At 66.3% G+C, this 15536-nt stretch carries 15 protein-coding genes; 9 read left to right on the forward strand and 6 right to left on the reverse strand.

Translation table 11 applies throughout. The annotated features are described in order from the left end of the window. Positions 1-95 precede the first annotated feature (95 nt). Positions 96-542 (forward strand): ribonuclease HI, encoded by a 447-nt coding sequence (gene rnhA, locus VL973_RS07750; protein ID WP_325283453.1) that lies wholly within the window; start codon positions 96-98, stop codon positions 540-542. An 8-nt stretch (positions 543-550) separates the two neighbouring features. Here rnhA and VL973_RS07755 read toward each other — a convergent pair whose 3' ends face one another. Both VL973_RS07755 and VL973_RS07760 read right to left on the reverse strand, forming a co-directional pair. Continuing rightward, the gene (locus VL973_RS07755; protein WP_325283454.1) at positions 551-1660 is read right to left on the reverse strand and encodes an NAD(P)/FAD-dependent oxidoreductase; all 1110 of its coding nucleotides are present in this window, start codon (positions 1658-1660) and stop codon (positions 551-553) included. Next, the gene (locus VL973_RS07760; RefSeq protein WP_325283455.1) at positions 1657-2604 is read right to left on the reverse strand and encodes an alpha/beta hydrolase; all 948 of its coding nucleotides are present in this window, start codon (positions 2602-2604) and stop codon (positions 1657-1659) included. Before VL973_RS07760 ends, VL973_RS07755 begins: the two co-directional genes overlap by 4 nt. A gap of 47 nt (positions 2605-2651) precedes the next feature. Between VL973_RS07760 and VL973_RS07765 the strand changes: the two genes are divergently transcribed. From VL973_RS07765 to VL973_RS07800, 8 genes are read left to right on the forward strand one after another with little or no spacing between them, the layout of a single operon-like run. Further along, positions 2652-3122 carry an A24 family peptidase gene (locus tag VL973_RS07765; protein WP_325283456.1) on the forward strand — a complete coding sequence of 157 codons (471 nt, stop codon included), beginning with the start codon at positions 2652-2654 and terminating at the stop codon, positions 3120-3122. Between the two features lie 49 nt (positions 3123-3171). After that, the gene (cpaB, locus tag VL973_RS07770) at positions 3172-4218 is read left to right on the forward strand and encodes a Flp pilus assembly protein CpaB (RefSeq protein WP_325283457.1); all 1047 of its coding nucleotides are present in this window, start codon (positions 3172-3174) and stop codon (positions 4216-4218) included. A gap of 2 nt (positions 4219-4220) precedes the next feature. Continuing rightward, positions 4221-5771, forward strand: coding sequence for a type II and III secretion system protein family protein (locus tag VL973_RS07775; RefSeq protein ID WP_325283458.1), 1551 nt, complete (start codon positions 4221-4223; stop codon positions 5769-5771). An 11-nt stretch (positions 5772-5782) separates the two neighbouring features. Then, positions 5783-6418, forward strand: a complete 636-nt coding sequence (locus VL973_RS07780) for a CpaD family pilus assembly protein (protein ID WP_325283459.1) — start codon at positions 5783-5785, stop codon at positions 6416-6418. A gap of 2 nt (positions 6419-6420) precedes the next feature. Continuing rightward, positions 6421-7689 carry a CpaE/TadZ family protein gene (locus VL973_RS07785; protein WP_325283460.1) on the forward strand — a complete coding sequence of 423 codons (1269 nt, stop codon included), beginning with the start codon at positions 6421-6423 and terminating at the stop codon, positions 7687-7689. Between the two features lie 34 nt (positions 7690-7723). Further along, positions 7724-8716 (forward strand): type II secretion system F family protein, encoded by a 993-nt coding sequence (locus VL973_RS07790; protein ID WP_414712211.1) that lies wholly within the window; start codon positions 7724-7726, stop codon positions 8714-8716. A gap of 2 nt (positions 8717-8718) precedes the next feature. Next, positions 8719-9714: a type II secretion system F family protein gene (locus VL973_RS07795; RefSeq protein WP_414712212.1), complete on the forward strand. Its 996-nt coding sequence runs from the start codon at positions 8719-8721 to the stop codon at positions 9712-9714. A gap of 52 nt (positions 9715-9766) precedes the next feature. Further along, a complete protein-coding gene (locus VL973_RS07800) occupies positions 9767-10303 on the forward strand; it encodes a hypothetical protein (RefSeq protein ID WP_325283462.1) in 537 nt (178 codons plus the stop codon). Here the strand turns inward: VL973_RS07800 and VL973_RS07805 are convergent. The 4 genes from VL973_RS07805 to hflK all read right to left on the reverse strand — a co-directional run. After that, positions 10300-11949 carry a helicase HerA-like domain-containing protein gene (locus VL973_RS07805; RefSeq protein WP_325283463.1) on the reverse strand — a complete coding sequence of 550 codons (1650 nt, stop codon included), beginning with the start codon at positions 11947-11949 and terminating at the stop codon, positions 10300-10302. The two genes, VL973_RS07800 and VL973_RS07805, sit on opposite strands and share 4 nt — an antisense overlap. A 71-nt stretch (positions 11950-12020) precedes the next feature. Further along, entirely contained in the window at positions 12021-13538 is a 1518-nt protein-coding gene (locus VL973_RS07810; protein ID WP_325283464.1) for a Do family serine endopeptidase, read from the reverse strand. Between the two features lie 109 nt (positions 13539-13647). Then, complete coding sequence (hflC, locus tag VL973_RS07815) at positions 13648-14529, reverse strand: protease modulator HflC (protein ID WP_325283465.1); 882 nt, start codon at positions 14527-14529, stop codon at positions 13648-13650. Continuing rightward, a partial coding sequence (gene hflK, locus VL973_RS07820; RefSeq protein WP_325283466.1) for a protease modulator HflK occupies positions 14529-15536 on the reverse strand: 1008 nt, incomplete at its 5' end. The genes hflK and hflC, both read right to left, overlap by 1 nt.

Consider the following 15536-nt stretch of genomic DNA (forward strand, 5'->3'; position numbering starts at 1 on the left):
GCCGATGCGCTGGTGACGCGCAAGGACCCGCTGGCCTTCTGGCGGCGGCTGCGCGTCTATGATCCCGATCTGGCGGCGCGGATGCCGACGCTGGCATGAGCGAGCTTCCGCATGTCGAGATCGCCACCGACGGCGCGTGCAAGGGCAACCCCGGCCCCGGCGGCTGGGGCGTGCTGATCCGCTTTGGCGCGCGCGAGAAGGAATTGTCAGGCGCAGAGGCGCTGACCACCAACAATCGCATGGAATTGATGGCCGCCATTCAGGGACTGAACGCGCTGACCAAGCCGTGCCGCGTCACCCTGTCCACCGACAGCCGCTATGTCATGGACGGGCTGACCAAATGGATTCACGGCTGGCGCAAGAATGGCTGGAAAACCGCGTCACGCCAGCCGGTCAAGAATGCCGAACTGTGGCAGGCATTGCTGGATGCCGCCGCACCCCACCGCGTCGAATGGGTCTGGGTCAAGGGCCATGCCGGCCACCCCGACAACGAACGCGCCGACAGGTTGGCCAGCGATGCGGCCAAGTCGATCGGCCGCTGAACCCCAACCTATCGAAACCGTGCCGGCGAATAGCGTGCGGGATCGACTCCGCTAAGCCATGCCGGGGCCGCCGCGCCGGTCAGAAGTGCCGCGCCCAGTGCAGCGGCGGCGGGGGCGGTCTGGATGCCGAAACCGCCCTGCCCCGCGAACCAGAAAAACCCCTCGCCAGCCGGATCGAAGCCATAGACGGGCAGCCGGTCGAGCGCGAAGCTTCGTAGGCCCGCCCAACGCCGCTCGACCGCTTCCACTCGCCAGTCGACAGCGGTCTGGAACCGGTCGACGGCAACCGCCACGTCGATTTCCTCCGGCGCGACATCGCGCGGCGTATCGGGCACCTCGTCATGCGGCGACAGCCAGACACGGCCCCCGGCCTCGGGCTTGAAATAGAAGCGGTCGATCCCGTCACGCACCAGCGGCGCATCGGCGGCCATCGGCGGATCGACGCGCAGTTGCACCATCGTGCGCCGCAATGGTGCGATCCCGATCGGCGCCAGCCCCGCCGAGCGCGCGATCGGATCGGCCCATGCGCCACCGGCATTGACCAGGATACCCCCCGAAAAATCGCCCGCATCCGTGACGATCGACCAACCGCCGCCCTTGCGAACTGCCGATTGCAACCGCGCCCGCGTGACCAGCGTCACCCCGCGCCGCCGCGCCAGCGCCAGATAGGCGGCGTGCAGTCGCCCGACATCGATGTCGCGGCAGGTCGGCTCATAAACCGCCCGCACCCATTCGGGTCGCAGCCCCGGCAGCATCGCGTGCGGATCGACGCGTTCCAGCTCGACACCCGTGCCCGCGAATGCCACGACAAAGGCGTCCAGCGCGTCGCCGTCCTGCTCGCGCCCGATAAACAATTCGCCGCGCGGCTTCAGAAAGCTCTCGCCGCCCAGTTCCTCCGGCGGTCGCAACAGGATGGGGCCGGATGCCGTGGTCAGCGGCTGCACCCCCGGCCCGCCATAAGTCTCTGACCAGAATGCAGCCGAACGCCCGGTCGCGTGATAGCCGGGCTGGTCCTCCGCCTCGATCAACAGCACGCGGGCATCAGGCGCAACTTCGGCGGCAAGGCTGGCGCCGGCAATCCCCCCGCCTGCGATCACAATGTCGAAACTCTGGTTCAAGCCGGCGCCTTTTGGTCGAGAAACGCGTCGATCGCCGCAAGCGCGCGGTCGCGCACCCCATCGGCTTCGCGCAAAAGTTCGTGCGCCGCCTCGCGGCCAAAGGCAAGGATGCGCGCATCGGGCAACCGCGACAGGATCGCCCGCGCCGCGCGCGGATCGACCAGCGCATCCGCTTCGGCGATCAGGCCCAGTAACGGCACCTGCATGTCGGACAGCCGCACATCCCGACCCAGCGCCAGCGTCCGGGCAAAGGCATCGGCCACCCATCCCCAGCTTGGCGGCCCGGTCATCAGCCGGGCGTCGGCCTGTTGCCACCAGATTTCGTCGGCATATCGATCGGCATCATGCGTCAGCAGCTCCTGGCGGGTCTCGGTCGTGGCGGGCCGTTCGTTCCCCTTCCACGCGGGTCTTGCCGGATCGCCGATCGAGCGCATCAGTCGCGCGGCCCACCCCCCGATACGCGCCGGAACCGGTCCGTTCAGGCCCAGCATCGGCGCGACCAGCACCGCCGCCGCCGGATTGACCGACCGCTCGACCAGCGCCTGCAACGCGATATAGCCGCCCATCGAATGGCCGATCAGGACATGCGGCCCCGGCGTGCGCGCGGCCCATCCGGACCAGAAAGCGCGCAAATCGTCATTGAAGAGATCGAACCGCTCGACATGACCGCAATGCGGATGCGGCCCGCAACGCCCCGACCCGCCCTGCCCGCGCCAGTCGAAGCTGGCGACGTTCCAGCCGCGGCGATTCAAGTGATGGAAGGTTTCGAGATATTTCTCAAACACATCGCCCCGTCCCGCCTGAAACAGGATGCTGCCGCGCGCGCCGCCGGGTGCTGTTGCCGCCCATTCGAAGGCGCGGTGTCTCCAGCCATCGGGGGCGCGCCATTCGCCGATCGCGGCGTCGGGTGGATAGCGTCGGCGTAAATCCAGTGGTCCTGCCATGGGCGATGGTTACGTTTTGGCAAGCCATGTCGTCTAGGTCGAATGACATGGGGGTTAATTTCGCGATCATGCTGCCGCTGGCGCTTGCCTGTCTGCTGGTATCGGCAGGTATCGAGGACGTGCGCCGTCGGGAGATCGCGAACTGGAAAAACGCCGCCATCGCGGCGCTGGCTCCGCTCTGGTGGTGGGCGACCGACATGGCGCCGTGGCCCGACATGGCATTTCAGCTGGCGCTGGGCGCAGGCGCGTTTGCGCTGTTCGCCGCGGCATTCGCGATCGGGATGATGGGTGGCGGCGACGTGAAGATGATCGCCGCGCTGGCGTTATGGGTGCCGGTCGGGGCGCTGGCGTCGATGCTGATTGCGATGTCGCTGATCGGCGGCGCGATCACGCTGGCGATGATGATCGAACGCAAATGGCGCCGCACGCCGGAACCGCCGGAGATCCCCTATGGCGTCGCGATCGCGTGCGCGGCGATGCTCACGTTTAGCGAACCACTCCTTAACCATTTTCGGTGACTGGTAACGTCCAGAAAACCGGCTGCGAATCGAAAAGGCCAAGAACGTCATGGATGGACGAAAGATCATTCTGCTGGCAGGCGCGCTGATTGTCGCGGCCCTGACCGCGTTCATGGCGCGAAGCCTGTTCACCGGCGCCTCCGCGCCCGTCGCCGGCGCTCAGGTGGTGGCACCGCCCGCGCCCACTGGCCCCCGCGTGATGGTCGCAACCCGCGCGCTGCCGGTCGGCACGATCATCGGTCCCGATTCGGTCAAGTTCCAGCCCTGGCCCGAAGAACTGATCGAAAACGCCTATTTCGTCGAGGCCGGTGGCTTCGATCCCAAGACGGTCATGGGCACCGTCGTGCGCTTTGCCGTGCCCGCCGGACAGCCGGTGACGCAAGGCGCGCTGGTCAAGCCCGGCGACCGCGGCTTTCTGGCGGCGGCACTCGGCGCCGGGATGCGCGCCGTGACCGTGCCGGTCAGCGCACAATCGTCCGTCGCGGGCTTCGTCTTTCCGGGCGACCGCGTCGACCTCATCCTCACCCAGTCGGTCGAGGGCGGCGGCGACGGTCCCCCGCTCAAGGCGTCGGAAACCGTGCTGCGAAACCTGCGTGTGCTGGCCACGGATCAGCGCGTCGACAAGCAGACTGACGACAAGGGCAACACCGTCGTCAACACCTTCTCGACCGTCACTCTGGAAGCGACCCCCAGCATCGCCGAGAAGATCGCCGTTGCCCAGCAGGTCGGTTCGCTGTCGCTGTCGCTGCGTTCGATCGCCGACAACGCCGCCGATCTTGAGGAAGCCATCGCATCGGGCGCCATCGACGTGCCGGAGGGCGATGATCCGTCTGCCGAAAAGCTGATGATGGCGCGCGCAGCGGCGCTGCCGGTGGCGGGCAAGGCCAGTTTCTCGACGGGTGCCGACGTGTCTCGTTTCCAGCGGGCCACGGTGCCGGGTCGCAGCAGTTCGAATATCGCCGGCGGACCGCAGATCGCGGCGGCGGGGCCGGGCTTTCCCGGTGGCGCGCCGGCAGCGGCCGCCGCGACCGGGCCGGTCGTCAGGGTTTCACGCGGCACGACCGTGACCGCCGTCGAAGTTGGGGGGAAGAAGTAATCATGGCGACCAAGCCATTCAGCCGCGCCATGGCGCTGGCGCTAACGGCCGCGCCGATCGCGCTCGCCGTCGCCGCCCCACCCGCCGCGGCGCAAAGCGTCAGCACGCCCGAAGGCATCGTTCAGATCGCCACCGGCCGCGGTCGGCTGGTGACCGTGCGTGAACCGATCAGCGACGTTTTCGTCGCGGCGGAGGGGATCGCCGACGTGACCGTCCGCTCCCCCACCCAATTCTGGGTTTTCGGCAAGGCGCCGGGCGAAACCACCGTCTATGCCGTGACCAAGGCGGGTAAGATCGCCTATTCGTCGAACCTGCGCGTCGGTGACAATATCGACTCGATCGGGTCGATGCTGCGCCTGGCGATGCCCGATGCCACGATCACCGCCACGCCGATGAACGGACTGGTGCTGCTGACCGGCACCGTCGCCAACCCGTCCGACGTGGCCGAGGCCGAACGGCTGACCCAGGCCTTTATCGGCGAAAAGAGCAAGGTCGTCTCGCGCCTTCGCACCTCGACCCCGCTTCAGGTCAATCTGCAGGTAAAGATCGCCGAGGTCAGCCGCAGCTATCTGAAGAATATCGGCGCGAACCTGACCAATCGCGACGGCGGCTCGTTCCTGTTCGGCCTTTCGCGCGGACGACAGGGTTCGATCACGACCGTTCCCGGCGTGCCGGGCCTGCCGGGGGCGCCAGTCGACGCCAACGGCGCCCGCCCCGGCGACACGCTGTATCAATTCCCCGGTGCACAGGATGGCAGCACGCTGATCGGCGCAGCGGGCCGGTTCCTCGGCACCGACCTGCTGGCATCGCTCGACCTGGGCGAAACGATCGGACAGGTGACGACGCTGGCAAACCCCAATCTGACCGCGCTGTCCGGTGAGACCGCGACGTTCCTGGCCGGTGGCGAAATCCCGATCCCGATCAGCCAGGGCTTTGGCGCGGTGTCGGTCCAGTATCGTCAATATGGCGTCAGCCTGGCCTATACCCCGACGGTGCTGGCCGATGGCCGCATCTCGCTGCGCGTGCGGCCAGAAGTGTCCGAACTGTCATCGGCAGGCGCGGTCACGATCGAGGGCGTGCAGATCCCCGCACTCACTACCCGCCGCGCGGAAACGACGATCGAGCTTGGCTCGGGCCAGAGCTTCATGATCGGCGGCTTGTTGCAGAACAATCACAACAACCAGATCGAAAAGACGCCCGGCCTTGGCGACGTGCCCATTCTGGGCGCGCTGTTCCGGTCGAACGGTTTTCGGCGGCAGGAAACCGAGTTGGTGATCGTCGTCACCCCGTATCTGGTCAAGCCGGTCGATGCGAACCAGATCGCCCTGCCGACCGACGGCTACAAGACGCCCGGCGATGTCGAGCGCGTGTTGCTCGGCCAGCTCGAAGGGCTGGGCGGCAATCGCGACCGCCCGCGCCCCACCATGGTGACGCCGCCTGCGGCCCAGCCGGTGATCGGCGCGTCGAACGCCCTGCCCGGCGCTGCCGCGCCCGTCGCACCGCCCGCACCCGTGACGGCAAAGGGCGTTGCCGCCCCCGGCTTCAGCAATTGAGGATGCCAAAGATGCGTCATTCCATCGCCGCGCTGCTCGCATCGGCCACGTTGCTGGCAGGATGTGGCGGCACGATGAACCAGTCGGTCGAATCGGTGCACCAGCCGGTCGTCACCCGCACCGATTACACGCTCGACCTGATGAGCGGGCCTGACGGCCTGTCGCCGGGCGAAGGCGCGCGGCTGGCGGGTTGGCTGACGGCGCTGGACGCGCGATATGGCGACCGGCTGCATATCGATCATGGCGGCGCGTCGGACATCCGCGCCCAGGCCGAGGTCGCCGATGTTGCGGGCCGCCATGGCATCCTGCTGAGCGACGGCGCGCCGGTCACGCCGGGCGCGCTGACGCCGGGCACGATCCGCGTCATCGTCGTGCGCGCCAGCGCCAGCGTGCCGGGATGCCCCGATCACAGCCGCACCTATCAGCCCAATTTCGACCAACACACCTCCTCCGACTACGGGTGCGCGGTGAACAGCAACCTGGCGTCGATGGTGGCGCAGCCCGAAGACCTGGTGCGCGGTCGCACCGGCAGCGGGCTGGTCGACCCGATGACCGCCAGCAAGCCCATTCAGGCGCTGCGCGACCGCAAGATTACTCCCGATCAAACGCTGCCCGACGCGGGCGCGGTCAAGACGGGGGGGCAGTAACGATGAATGCCCCCTGGAACCCCGCGCGGGCGGGAACGCGTGACCCGTTCGTCGCCTTTGTCTGCGACGAGAACTCCGCCGAAACGCTGCGCCAGATCGCCGGCGAGCAGGGCTGGGCCGCCGAAAAAGTCAACAAGGGCGGGCTGCGAAACGCCGTCCAGACGCTGTCGGTATCGGCCAGCCCGATCATCCTGTTCGTCGATCTGTCCGAAAGCGGCGATCCGCTCAACGACATCAACGGGCTGGCGGAGGTTTGCGAGCCGGGCACGATCGTCATCGCCTGTGGTCAGGTGAACGACGTGCGGCTGTATCGCGACCTGATCGCCAGCGGCATTCACGATTATCTGCTCAAACCACTCAACCCCGACAGCCTGCGCGAAGCCTTTGCCCAGGCACACGCCATGCTCAACGCGCCCAAGGCGGTCGAGCCCACGGTCGACCGGCCGCATTGCGGCATCGCCGTGATCGGTGCGCGCGGCGGCGTGGGTGCATCGACGCTGGCGACATCGCTCGCCTGGCTGTTGAGCGACCGTGGGGAGCGGACGACGGCGCTGCTCGACCTAGACGTGCATTTCGGCACCGGCGCACTGGCGCTCGACCTCGAGCCGGGTCGCGGGCTGACCGACGCGATTGAAAATCCCAGTCGTATCGACGGGCTGTTCATCGAACGCGCGATGGTGCGTGCCTCCGAACGGCTGGCAGTGTTGTCAGCCGAAGCGCCGATCCATTCGCCGATCGTCACCGATGGTTCTGCATTCTACCAGTTGCAGGAGGAAATCCGCGCGGCGTTCGAATGCACCGTCGTCGACATGCCGCGCGCAATGCTGGTGCAGTTTCCGCACCTGGTCACCGACCTGCAGACCGCGATCCTGGTGACGGAGTTCACGCTGGCCGCCGCGCGCGATGCCATCCGCATCCTGTCATGGCTGAAAACCAATGCGCCGCACATGCAAGTGCTGGTCGTCGCCAATCGCGCGCCGCCCGCCGCGACGATGGAGATTTCGCGCAAGGATTTCGAAACCTCGATCGAACGCAAGGTGGATTACATCATCCCCTATGACCAGAAACTCTGCGCGCAGGCCGCCAAGCTGGGCAAGCCGATTGCGGATGCGGGCAAGGGATCGAAAACGGTGGCGGCAATGGCCGACTTGGCGCGCGACCTGCTGGCGACGATCGATGACGGCGATCAGGCCGGCGTCGGGCGCAAGGCCAAGGGCGGCTCGCTGCTGGGCAAGCTGACGGCGAAACTGCCCAGCCGGGCAAAGAAGTAACCGGCGCCGCGGGGACGCGGCGGCCACGGATCGAATGGAGGCGAAACTGAGCGCCGGGATGCTGCCGTTTGTGATGGTGATGCTGGGCACGTTCGGCGTGCTGGCGCTGCTGGTCTTCGCCTTGTCGGGTCCCTCGACCGCCAAGGCGGGCAATCGCCGCCTGACCGAAATCCGACAGCGCCACACCGCCGCGCTCGATATTGCCATGGATGCCCAGTTGCGCCGCATCGGCACTGCCAAGGCGACGCGGATGGACATGGCGGCGATGCGTTTCCTGCCCAATCCGGCGCAACTGGCGAAACGGCTGGCGATGACGGGAAAGGGCTGGACCGTCGGCCAATATGGCATGGTGTCGCTGGGGATTTTTGTCGCCGTCGTGTTCGTGACCTGGATCAACGGCCTGCCGCTGCTGCTGACATTGTGCCTGTCGCTGTTCCTGGCGACGTTCGTGCCGCACCTGGTGGTGGGCATGACGATCAACCGGCGCGTCGCCAAATTCAATGCCAAGTTTCCCGACGCGATCGAGTTGCTGGTGCGCGGCCTGCGCTCCGGCCTGCCGATTACCGAGACGATCGGCGTGGTGGGTCAGGAAGTCGCCGGTCCCGTCGGCGAGGAATTTCGCGCTGTCGCCGACAAGATGAAGATCGGCCGCACCCTCGACACCGCGCTTCAGGAAACCGCCGACCGGCTGGGCACGCCGGAGTTCCAGTTCTTTGTCATCACCATCGCCATTCAGCGTGAAACCGGCGGCAACCTGGCCGAAACGCTGGCCAACCTGGCCGACGTGCTTCGCAAACGGATGCAGATGAAGCTCAAGATCAAGGCGATGTCTTCGGAATCAAAGGCTTCGGCCTACATCGTCGGATCGCTGCCCTTCATCGTGTTCGGGCTGATCTGGATGATTAACCAGCCTTATATGGCCAATTTCTTTGTCGACCCGCGGCTGATCGTCGTCGGCCTTGGCGGGCTGACCTGGATGGGGATCGGCGTGTTCATCATGGCCAAGATGGTCAGTTTCGAGATTTGATGATGTCCAGCGCTCCCGGTCCTACCCTGCTTGGCTTTGACGTCTATCTGATCGCAACCGTGCTGTCGGCGGTCGCGGCGCTGGCGACGATCATGGCTGTCTATGCCGCCATCAGCATCCGCGACCCGATGGCGCGGCGCGTCAAGGCGCTGAACGACCGGCGCGAACAGTTGAAAGCGGGCATCACCGCCTCGACCAGCAAGCGTCGGGCAAAGATCGTCCAGAAGAACGAAACCGCCGACCGCATCCGCAACCTGCTGCAATCGATGAAGGTGTTGCAGGACGAACAGGTCAAGGCCGCACAGCGCAAGCTGGCGCAGGCGGGCATCCGGTCAAAGGAATGGGCCGTGGTCGTGATTTTCGGCCGCATGGTGCTGCCGATCGCGATCGGCGGGCCGGTGCTCTACTGGATCTATGGCACCGACGCCTTTGCCGACTGGTCGCCGCTCAAGGCCTATGGCCTCGCCGCCGCGGCATTGATCGGGTCATACAAGGCGCCCGACCTGTATCTGAAGAACCGCATCACCAAACGCTCGGACGCGATTCGCAAGGGGTTGCCCGACGCCCTCGACCTGCTGGTCATCTGTGCCGAGGCGGGCCTGACCGTCGATGCCGCGTTCCACCGCGTCGCACGTGAACTGGGCCGCGCCTATCCCGAACTGGGCGAGGAGTTTTCGCTGACCGCGATCGAGCTGGGCTTCCTGACCGACCGTCGCCAGGCGTTCGAGAATCTGGCGATGCGCGTCGATCTGGAAGCCGTGAAGGGCGTCGTCACGACGATGATCCAGACCGAGAAATACGGCACCCCGCTCGCCTCCGCGCTGCGCGTGCTGTCAGCCGAGTTCCGCAATGAACGCATGATGCGCGCCGAGGAAAAGGCCGCACGCCTGCCCGCCATCATGACCGTGCCGCTGATCCTGTTCATCCTGCCGACGCTGTTCATCGTCATCCTCGGCCCGGCTGCCTGCGACATCAACGACCAGCTCATCAACCGATAAGGGAACAGCAGCGGCGGTCACGCCGTTCTGCCTGCGTAACAGGAGGCATTCCATGCTGTTTTCGACACCAACCCAGTTCGCGGTGCTTGCGCTATGCCTGATTGCGGGCTGGCTGTTCGGGCTGGCCAGCCATCCCGGCGGGCGCAAGTGGAAGGATCGCTACCGCGCGCAGGAGGCGGAGCACAAGACCGCGCGTGAAGGGCTGGCGACGCGTGACGCCCGCATCCGCGAGCTGGAGCGCGAACGCGACGAGGCACTTCGTCACCGTGACACCCACGCCGCTCCCGTGGCGGCCACCACCGGCGCGGCCGCTGGCGCTGCCGCCGCCCCGCGGACCAACGGATTTTTCGGCTGGGGCCGCGACAATCTGTCGCGCATCCAAGGCATCGACGAAGCCACCGAACAGGCGCTGCGCGGCGAAGGCATCAAGACCTATGCCGCGATCGAGGCGCTGACCCCGGCTGACGAAGCCGCCCTTGAAGACCGTCTCGGCTTCGGGCGCGGACGCATCGCCCAGCAGGAATGGCGCGAACAGGCGGCGATGCTGCGCGAGGGTCGCGACGACGAGCATCAGGGCCGCTGGCGCTAACCCCGGAACAGGCCACCCAGCACGCCGCGCAGGATTTTCGCGCCCAGCCCCGCGCCCCCGCCGCGGCGGCTGGAGCCAAAGACCGCCTTGGTGACTTCGTTGGCGACTGTCCGGCCGACGCTTGATGCTGCGGACCGGGTGGCGGCACTGGCCGCCCGGTTCCAGGGGGAGGCCGCTGCCTCCCTTTCTTCGGCGCGACGCCGACGGTCGGCATCGCGCGCCGCCGTCACTCGGGCGCGCTCGGCTTCCTTGGCCGCACGGGCCTCGGCCTTTTGCCGCGCGGCTTGTTCCTTCTCCTCGACCGCCTGCGCTTCGGCCTCAAGCGCAGCGGCGGCGGCCTCCTCCGCCTTGGCCGTCAGCAGTTCATGAGCCGATTCGCGGTCGATGGCCTGGTCATATTTGGCGCCGATCGCGTCGGTTTCGATCAGCACGCCGCGTTCGACCTTCGTCACCGGTCCCACCCGGCTGCGCGGCGGTTTGATAAGCGTGCGCGACACCGGCGACGGCGCACCATCGGGCTGGAGCAGCGACACCAGCGCCTCCCCGACTTTCAATTCGGTGATCGCGGTCGCCACATCGACATCGGGATTGGTGCGAAACGTGTCGGCGGCGGCGCGCACCGCCTTTTCATCGCGTGGGGTAAAGGCGCGCAAGGCGTGCTGCACGCGGTTGCCCAGTTGCCCGGCAACGGTCTCGGGAATGTCGATCGGATTTTGCGTCACGAAATAGACGCCTACCCCCTTCGACCGGATCAGGCGCACGACCTGCTCAACCTTTTCCAGCAAGGCGGGCGGCGCATCGTCAAACAGCAGATGCGCTTCATCGAAGAAGAAGACGAGGCGCGGTTTGTCGGGGTCGCCGACTTCGGGCAGCGTCTCAAACATCTCGGACAGCAGCCACAACAGGAAGCTGGCGTAAAGGCGCGGGCTGGCCATCAGCTTGTCGGCGGCCAGGAGATTGACGATGCCGCGCCCCTGATCGTCGGTAGTCAGGAAATCGCCGATGTCGAGCGCGGGTTCGCCGAAGAAATGCTCGCCCCCCTGCGCCCGCAATTGCAGCAGCTGGCGCTGGATCGCGCCCACGCTGGCCTTGCTGACATTACCATAGGTGGTGGAAATCACGTCCGCGCGCGCCGCGCATTCGCTAAGCATCGCCTGCAGATCGTCGAGGTCGAGCAGCAGCAGCCCTTCCTCGTCGGCGATGTGGAATGCGATGGTCAGCACGCCTTCCTGCGTGTCGTTCAACCCCATCAACCGCGACAACAGCAGCGGTCCCATTTCGCTGACGGTGGCACGGATCGGATGCCCCTGTTCTGCGAACAGATCCCAGAACTGAACAGGGCATTCGCGATAGGCCCAGCCAGCGTCACCGATTTCAGCGGCGCGGGCGGCAAAGGCGTCATGCGCCTTGCCCTGTGGCGAACCGGCCATGGCCAGCCCCGACAGGTCGCCCTTCACATCGGCGACGAACATCGGGACGCCTGCGTCGGAAAAGCCCTCGACGAGCCCTTGCAGGGTGACGGTCTTGCCGGTGCCCGTGGCGCCTGCGATCAGGCCGTGCCGGTTCGCACGTTTCAGGACCAGCGATTGCGGATCCGCGCCCCCCGCCCCGGCACCGATAAAGAGAGAAGCCGCCGCGTCCGCCATTCCCGCCACTCCGATCATTGTCGAATGACCGGATTAGGCGGAAATGGCGGCTACGTCAGCTATTGTTGCGATCAATCCTCGCCGATCGACAGTGCGAGATAGCTGGTGTTGGCGCGGCGCTGGATTACGACCAGAATCTGGTCGCGGCCCGCCTGACGCACGGCCTGAACCTGACGCTGGATGTCGGCGGCATTCGCCACCGGCTGGCGATTGACCGAACGGATCACGTCGCCGCGCCGCAGCCCCTTGCGCCCGGCATCGCTCGACGGATCGACCGCCGCCACGACAACGCCGCGCGTCGCGGGATCGACACCGATCGAGCGCGCGATGGCCGGGGTCAGCGGCTGGACGTTCAGACCCAGCGAATCGCGGACATTGGCCGATGGCGGCGTGCCTTCGGGAATCTCGCCTTCCTGATCCATCTGGAACCCGGCGATATCGTCCTCCGACGGGCGCGTGCCCACGGTCGCCGTCACGCTGACACGACGGCCGTCGCGGATCAGTTCGATCGGCACGCGCGTGCCCGGCGCCGAATTGGCGACCAGATAGCTGAGCGTGTTCTGCGGATCAACATCGCGACCATTGACCTTCACGATCACATCGCCCTGTTCGATCCCGGCCTTGTCCGCGGCCTCCCCCGGCTCGACCCGGACGATCAGCTCGCCCTTGTTGCGCTCGATGCCCAGCGCGGAGGCCAGATCCTCGGTAATCGGCTGGATGCCGACGCCCAGATAACCGCGCTCAGGCGTCTTGCCCTTCATCAGCGTCTCGACGATCGGCCTGGCCTGTTCGGCGGGGATCGCAAAGCCGATGCCGACATTGCCGCCGGTGGGCGACAGGATCTGCGAATTGATGCCGATGACATTGCCCTGCATGTCGAACAGCGGGCCGCCCGAATTGCCCCGGTTGATCGAGGCGTCGGTCTGGATGAATCGGTCGAAGGGGCCGCCGCCGGTCACGCGGTTGACCGACGAGATGATGCCCGCCGTCACCGATCCGCCCAGGCCGAACGGGTTGCCGATCGCAACCACCCAGTCGCCGACCCGCGCCTGCGCCGAATTGCCGAATCGCACGAACGGCAGGCTGCGGCCCTCGATCTTGAGCACCGCCAGGTCGGACGCCGGATCGCGGCCGACGACGCGCGCATCGAATTCACGCTGGTCGGCCAGCGTCACGCGCACCGATTCGACCGTCGCATTGGGCGCGCCCGCCGAAATCACATGGTTGTTGGTAACGACATAGCCATCGGCCGAAATCAGGAAGCCCGAGCCGAGCGACTGGCCTTCCTGCGTCCGGGGTGCACCGCCGCCGCCGCCGCGCTGGCCGAAAAACTGTTCGAACGGTGTGCCCGCGAACGGATTGCTCGGCACAGTCACGCGCTGCGTGGTGGAGATGTTGACGACGGCGGGCTGCAGCTTGGCCACCATTTCGGCAAAGCTCATCGGCGCGCCCGCGCGCGGCGCCGCCGCGTTGATCGCGCCCGGTTCGTTCTGCGCGGTCTGCGCCGAGATTACCGACGGTTGGACGGCAAGGGTGACGGCAGTGCCGCCAAGCAGCAGCGCGCTGGTGATCGCATAGGCGTAACGCACGAAATCAGGTTCCTTCCTGCTACGGTTTACAGTTGTTTTCGCAAACCGATGCTGAACTGCAATTGAATATGAACGGTCGGTCAGCTTGCGTGACTCTCCCGATCCCTTTTTAGTTCCCCCGGCCGCCGCGCGTGAACGCACGCAGATAGTCGTTCTGCGGCGACAGGATGATCGAGGTGCCATCCCGCTCGCCATCGCCGTCCGCGCCGAAACTGTAACGATAGGACTGCATCGCCCGGTAGAAATCGTAGAAATCGGCATCCTTGTTGAACGACGCCGAATAGATGCGCGCGGCTTCTGCGTCGGCATTGGCGCGGATGATCTGCGCCTCGCGCAGACCCTGCGCCTCGATCGTCAGCGCTTCCTGGCGGCGCGCAGTCGCCATGCGGCGTAGCGCCGATTCGAGCGGTGTGCCGGTCGGCAGGTCGGCCTTGCGGATGCGAACATCGACAATCTCCGCGCCATATTGCCGCGCCACCCGGTCGAGCGCGTTCTGGATATTGTCCATCACCTGCAACCGCTCAGGCGAAAGCAGCGCCGAAAATTCGCGCTTGCCAAGTTCGTTGCGAAGCGCCGAAGCAAGCAGCGGGCGAAGCTGGTCGGCCACGCGCTGTTCGGTATTCGCAGTCGAGCCGGTGGAAATCACCGCCTGAAGCGGATTGACCACGCGGAACCGGGCAAAGGCGTCGACCTCAAGCCGCAACTGGTCGGTCGACAGCACGGGCTGATTATCGAGTTCGATATCCAGCACCCGCTTGTCGATCCACACGATGCGGTCAATGAACGGAATCCGCGCGATCAGCCCGGCGCCGGTGCGCCCGAACTGTTCGTTGGGCTGATACTGGTTGATTAACTGGATCGGGTTCTGGAACCGCAGGATCACTGCCTGCTTGGTTTCGGGAACGATGGCGATGGTGTTGGCCAGCAACACGACCAGCGCCAGCAACAGGATGCCGATCGCCATCGGATTGCGGAACAGGCGCGCGTTCATCATTGCCCTCCCTGGCCGGGCTGCGGCGCCGGTTGTGGCTGGGCCGGTGTCGCTTCCTGCACTGCCGGCGGCGTTTCGCGGCGGCGCCCCGTTGCTTCGGGCAGCGGCAGATACGGGGTCACGCCCGGTGCTTCGATGATCGTCTTGTTCGATTTGGCCAGCACGGCCTCCATCGTTTCGTAATAAAGCCGGCGGCGCGTCACTTCGGGCGCCTGCTGATATTGCTCGAAGATCTTGTCGAACTGCGCCGCTTCGCCCTCTGCCCGCGCGATGATCTGCTGGGCATAGGCGCGCGCCTGGTTCATGTTCGCCTGCGCCTGCTGCTGCGCGGCGCTGACGGCCTTGAAATCCTCGTCCACGGCCTGCGGCGCGACCGCCTGCTTGATCGCCACGCCCAGCACGAGGACGCCCGAATTATACTCGTCGAGGATCGTCTGCATCCGCTGCTGGACTTCGGCCTCGATATTGGTGCGGCCCGCGCCGATCGCCTGGTCCAGCGTGGCGCCCGCGACTGCCGCGCGCATCGCGCTTTCGGCCACCGCGCGCACCGTGTCGCGCGGATTGGCGAGCTGGAATGCGAAATCCTCCGCATTCTGGATATTCCAGCGCACCGAATAGGCCAGATCGATGATGTTCTGATCCTCCGTCAGCATCAGGTTCTCGGTCGCGGCCTGCGGGAAATCCTCGACCCGCGCTTCCTGGACGTCGATCTTCTGGACGCTGGCGATCGGCGCGGGCAATGTCAGCTGGATACCCGGATTGAGCGTAGTCGAATAACGCCCGAACATCGACACGACGCCCTTTTGCTGCGGCGCAACCGAATGCACCGACGTGAACGCCAGCCAGATCAGCACCAGCAGCCCAACGGCGATCAGCCAGATGTTCCGACCGCCCGGCAGTTGAAGGTTGCCGCCGCCGGGAAAGCCGCCGCCACCACCGCCGCCGCCGCGCGCGCGTTTCAGGAACTCGTCGAGCGAGGTCGCTGTCGGCCGTTGCCGCCGCCCCTC

The organism is Sphingomonas sp., assembly GCF_035490575.1.
Lineage (GTDB): Bacteria > Pseudomonadota > Alphaproteobacteria > Sphingomonadales > Sphingomonadaceae > Sphingomonas.

Bases quoted from the DNA above. Each gene is read 5' to 3' on its own strand.
- rnhA (WP_325283453.1), top strand. From the start codon at position 96: ATGAGCGAGCTTCCGCATGTCGAGATCGCCACCGACGGCGCGTGCAAG.
- VL973_RS07795 (WP_414712212.1), top strand. From the start codon at position 8,719: ATGTCCAGCGCTCCCGGTCCTACCCTGCTTGGCTTTGACGTCTATCTG.
- cpaB (WP_325283457.1), top strand. From the start codon at position 3,172: ATGGATGGACGAAAGATCATTCTGCTGGCAGGCGCGCTGATTGTCGCG.
- VL973_RS07800 (WP_325283462.1), top strand. From the start codon at position 9,767: ATGCTGTTTTCGACACCAACCCAGTTCGCGGTGCTTGCGCTATGCCTG.
- VL973_RS07790 (WP_414712211.1), top strand. From the start codon at position 7,724: ATGGAGGCGAAACTGAGCGCCGGGATGCTGCCGTTTGTGATGGTGATG.
- VL973_RS07780 (WP_325283459.1), top strand. From the start codon at position 5,783: ATGCGTCATTCCATCGCCGCGCTGCTCGCATCGGCCACGTTGCTGGCA.
- hflC (WP_325283465.1), bottom strand. From the start codon at position 14,529: ATGAACGCGCGCCTGTTCCGCAATCCGATGGCGATCGGCATCCTGTTG.
- VL973_RS07805 (WP_325283463.1), bottom strand. From the start codon at position 11,949: ATGGCGGACGCGGCGGCTTCTCTCTTTATCGGTGCCGGGGCGGGGGGC.
- VL973_RS07760 (WP_325283455.1), bottom strand. From the start codon at position 2,604: ATGGCAGGACCACTGGATTTACGCCGACGCTATCCACCCGACGCCGCG.
- VL973_RS07785 (WP_325283460.1), top strand. From the start codon at position 6,421: ATGAATGCCCCCTGGAACCCCGCGCGGGCGGGAACGCGTGACCCGTTC.
- VL973_RS07775 (WP_325283458.1), top strand. From the start codon at position 4,221: ATGGCGACCAAGCCATTCAGCCGCGCCATGGCGCTGGCGCTAACGGCC.
- VL973_RS07765 (WP_325283456.1), top strand. From the start codon at position 2,652: ATGGGGGTTAATTTCGCGATCATGCTGCCGCTGGCGCTTGCCTGTCTG.